Annotated in this window: 2 protein-coding genes; both read left to right on the forward strand. The window is 55.6% G+C overall.

What is annotated here, in order from left to right; genetic code table 11:
* Positions 1 to 418: 418 nt before the first annotated feature.
* Positions 419 to 1,633, forward strand: a complete 1,215-nt coding sequence (locus B2Y11_RS00005; RefSeq protein ID WP_291054406.1) for an efflux RND transporter periplasmic adaptor subunit — start codon at positions 419 to 421, stop codon at positions 1,631 to 1,633.
* Between the two features lie 9 nt (positions 1,634 to 1,642).
* Positions 1,643 to 4,825 carry an efflux RND transporter permease subunit gene (locus tag B2Y11_RS00010; RefSeq protein WP_291054409.1) on the forward strand — a complete coding sequence of 1,061 codons (3,183 nt, stop codon included), beginning with the start codon at positions 1,643 to 1,645 and terminating at the stop codon, positions 4,823 to 4,825.
* Positions 4,826 to 4,916 lie beyond the last annotated feature (91 nt).

Raw genomic sequence — 4,916 nt, forward strand, 5'->3', positions numbered from 1 at the left:
AGCGAACATAACCCTTCTACACAACCCGCGGCGTCAGCCGCGCCCCTTTTTTTATAAAACTTGCGGCGAAGCCGCCACCGCAACCCTCGGGGCCAAAGGCCCCGTCAAACTTAAGAACCCTTGGGCCGAAGGCCCATCCATCTTAAGAACCTTTCCCTTCACAACCCTCGGGGCGAAGCCCCGTCAACCTTCCCCTCTGAACCTTTTGAACCTTCTGAACCCTCACGCCGCAGGTGTGTCCAATGAACCCTCACACCGCAGGTGTGTCTCACAGGGAAATGTGGTATAATTTATAAATTACCATAAGTCATTAAACATAGACTGTTCAATGAAATTCCCAAGAAGGGGATACTTATGGTAAACTAAAGGCAAAAAGTGTAAGAGATCATACAGGGAGTGATTTTGTAAAGGAAAGGGTATGGATATGAATACATTTTGCAGGAAGCGTTGTGTCATGGCGGCGGCTGTGCTCTGCATGGGGGCTGCTGTTTTCTTTACGGGCTGCGGCAGCAGCGCGCAGCCGAAGTCTTCGGCTGTTTCGGTGAAGGCTATGAAGGTGATCCAGCAGGATACCAGCGTGACCCATGACTATTCGGGACAGGTGAAGTCCATGGATGCGGTGGTGATTAAGCCGAAGGTTTCCGGGTCTATTACGGAGAAATATTTCAGAAGCGGCGATCTGGTCCATGAGGGGCAGGCGCTGTACAAGATCGATGACCGGCAGTATGAGTCGGCGGTGCTTTCTGCCCGTTCCAATGTGGAGAAAGCCAGGACGGCGCTGAACAATTCCATGATTGATCTGGGAAGGTACCAGAGGCTCCTTTCTTCGGGGGCCATTGCAGAGCAGACGGTGACTACCCAGGAGGCCACGGTGGCGTCCAACCAGTCCAGTTATGATGATGCCAATGCTCTTCTGCAGATGGCGGAGGAAAATCTGGATGATACGGTGATTCGTGCGCCCATTTCGGGCAAGCTTTCTGTGGATGATGTGGGCGTAGGCACCTATGCTACGTCGGGAAATACATCCCTGGTGTCTGTGGGCTCCATCAATCCCATTTATGTGCAGTTTTCCATCAGTGAAAATGAATACCTGAATTTCCGCACCGGCGATAAGCTGGAGAGGGAAGGCGGAGAGAGGCCCCGTCCGCCGAAGGCGACTCTGACTCTGAGCAACGGCCAGAAGTATGACGAGGTGTCTACGGAATATATTGCAGACCGTGAGCTTTCCGAGAGCACCGGCACCCTGACGCTGAAGGCTGTTTTTGATAATGCCGACGGCGTGCTGCTGCCGGGCATGTTTGCCCGGGTTACGGTGGAGGGAAGGCCTTTGAAAGATGCCATCCTTGTGCCCCAGCGGGCGGTGCAGCAGGTACTGGATAAGTCCTTTGTCATTGTGGTGGGATCGGATAACAAGTCCATTTCCCGGCAGGTTACCCTGGGTGACCAGGTAGGCAGCTATTATGTAGTGAAGAGCGGCCTGACGAAAGATGACAATGTAGTGGTGGAAGGGCTGACGAACCTGAAGGAAGGGCAGGAGCTGAATGTGACGGAAACCACGGCTGATGAGCTGGGGCTGTCTCTTTCTTCTTCCGACGGTTCCACTTCCGCCAGTGCTTCCGTCAGCGCGAAGTAAGGAGGAGCCATGTCAAAATTCTTTATCCGGCGGCCTATCTTCGCCATCGTCATTTCCATCATTATCGTGCTTCTGGGCACCATTTCCCTTCTGTCCCTGCCTATTGCCCAGTATCCCCAGATTTCACCGCCTACCATCAGTCTGAGCGCCAGCTATACTGGCGCCAATGCGACCATTGTGAACCAGACGGTGGCCCAGGTCATCGAGGAACAGATGAACGGGCTGGAAAATATGTCCTACATGTCTTCCACCTCCAGCAATGATGGATCCTACAGTCTGTCCATCGTGTTCGACCTGTCCAGCGACGGTGATACGGACTCCGTGAATGTGCAGAACAATGCAAACCTGGCCAAGAACAGTCTCCCCAGTGACGTGCAGACCACAGGCCTCACAGTGCGCAAGTCCTCCGGCGACATGGTGCTCATGGCCAACCTCTATTCGCCGAACGGCACCTATGACCAGGCCTTTCTCAAGAACTATGCCGACATTTACCTTCTGGACAAGATCCAGCGCATCAACGGCGTAGGCAACGTGAATACCTTCGGCTCCAGCTATGCCATGCGGGTATGGCTGAATCCGGATAAGCTGGCAGAAAGAAATCTCACCGTTTCCGATGTGATTTCCGCCATTAAGGAACAGAATATTTCCGCTCCTGCCGGTACCGTAGGCGGTCAGCCGGCGCCGGAAATCCAGGAAAAACAGTACAGCGCCAAAGTGGAAGGCCGTCTCACCACGCCGGAGCAGTTTGGCAATATTATCCTGAAATCCGCGTCCAACGGCCAGTTCGTATACCTGAAGGACGTGGCCAAGATCCAGACCGGCACCCAGAATGAAAGCAGCAACTCCAAAATCAACGGCAAGAACGGTATCGGCTTCGGCGTGCAGCTCACCAACGATGCCAATGCCCTGGACACCATCAGTCAGGTGAAGAAGGTGCTGGAGGAGGCGAAGGAAGGTTTCCCGCCGGATCTGGACTACATCATCGTCATGGATAACACCAGCTTCATCAATGCTTCTATCAACGAAGTGAAGGACACCTTTGTGGAATCCCTGCTGCTGGTTATCCTGGTGGTCTTCATTTTCCTGCAGAAATGGCGCACCACCCTTATCCCGGTGCTGGCAGTGCCTGTTTCCATTGTAGGTACCTTTGCCACCTTCATTTTCCTGGGCTTCACCATCAATACCCTTACCCTCTTTGCCATGGTGCTGGCCATCGGCCTCGTGGTGGACGACGCCATCGTGGTCATCGAAAACGTGGAAGAGCACATGTCCAAGGACGGCCTCACCGCCAAAGAAGCGACGGAAAAAGCCATGGGCGAAGTACAGGGGCCGATTATCGCCACCACCGCCGTGCTGGCGTCCATCTTCATCCCCGTGGCCTTCATCGGCGGCGTCACCGGCGTGCTGTATAAACAGTTTGCCATTACCATTACTGTCTCCGTGGCTATTTCCGCCTTCGTAGCCCTTACCCTGACGCCGGCGCTCTGCGGCCTGCTCCTGAAGGCCGACGACAAAGGCTTTACCGGCGGCCCCCTGGCCTTCTTCTTCCGGAAATTCAACAGCGCCTTTGACTCCTGGCGGGAAAAATACACGGGAAAAGTGGGCTGGATGATCCACCATTTGAAATACGCAGTCATCTTCCTCGTCCTTGTTACCGGCCTCATGGGCCTTTTCTATCAGCTGCTGCCTTCCACCTTCGTACCGGAAGAAGACCAGGGATTCTTCATGGCCAGCGTCACCATGCCTGAAGGCACATCCCTGAACCAGACCGTGAAGACCGTGGATGCCATTGCTGATGGAACGAAGAAAATCCCCGGCGTAAAGGACATTATGACCCATGCCGGCGGCTCCACCTCCAACTCCGGCAACGTCTATATTTCCCTGGACAGCTGGGACCAGAGAACGTCTTCAGACCTCAGCGTGAACTCCATTATTGCCAAATTCAACAAAACCGTGGTGCCTCTCCATCCTGAAGCCCGGGTGGCGGCCTTCAATACGCCCGCCCTTCCTGGCCTGGGCATGGAAGGCGGCTGGACCATGCAGCTCCAGGATAATGTAGGCCTTTCCGATACAGAACTGGGCACCGTGGCTGACCAGGTGGTGGCTGCCTGCAGCGCAAGGCCGGAGCTCTCCGGCGTCCGCACCAGCTACGCCACCAATACCCCCAGCGTGCAGTACGCCGTGGACCGTGAAAAGATCAAAAATCTGGGCATCAGCCTTTCCGACGTATTCACCGCCCTCCAGGCAAACTTCGGCGGCTCCCAGGTCAACGATTTCAACCAGTTCGGAAGAGCCTACAAAGTCATCGTACAGGCAGATACTCAGTACCGCTCCCAGGCGGACAGTTTGAAATTTATTTCCGTGAAATCAGCCTCCGGGAACATGGTGCCCCTGGACACCCTACTCACTAGCTCCATTACCACCGGACCCTCCTCCATTACCCGTTTCAACGGCGTACGAAGCGTCACCATCCAGGGCAGCGCCGCCAACGGCTACAGCTCCGGCGAAGCCATGAAAGCGGCGGAAGAAGCGGCCAAGAGCGTCATGCCGTCGGGCTTTACCATCGAATGGTCCGGCCAGAGCCGTGAAGAAAGTACTTCCTCTGACTCCACCATGAAAGTCCTCATCATGGCCCTTATCTTTGCCTTCCTCTGCCTGGCAGCCCTCTACGAAAGCTGGTCCATGCCTTTCGCCGTCCTCTTCACCGTGCCCACCGGCATCTTCGGCGCCGTATTCTCCGAATACATCATCCGCATCCTGGCATCCATGCTGGGCGGAAACGCCACCGGCTTTTTGAACAGTGTGTACATGCAGATCGGCATTATCATGATCATCGGCCTCGCCGCCAAGAATGCCATCCTCATCGTGGAATTTGCCAAAGAACGGGTGGATAAAGGCATGGATCCCATGGACGCCGTGGTGATTGCAGCCAAACTCCGCCTCCGTCCTATCCTCATGACCGCCTTCACCGCCATCATCGGCTGCCTGCCCCTGGCCCTGGCCACCGGCGCCGGCGCCGGTGCCCGCTGCGGCATGGGCGTAGCCGTCGTAGGCGGCATGACCTTCGCCACCCTCTGCGGCCTCTTCCTCATCCCCGCCTTCTATATCGTGTCGGAATACCTGGCCAGATACTTCCGGAAAGTGACGGGATTTAAGGGAATCAAGTTTAAACATCGCATGCTGAGGAGGTAACGTGAGGGGACAAGCGCCTTTGGCGCGGTCGGGACCGGGACCTGGTCGGTGCTTTCCAGTATTCCCGAAGGTTGACGCGGCTTCGCCGCGA

Origin of the sequence: Dialister sp. UBA1703 (genome assembly GCA_002320515.1) — a bacterium.
Classification (GTDB): domain Bacteria; phylum Bacillota; class Negativicutes; order Veillonellales; family Dialisteraceae; genus Dialister.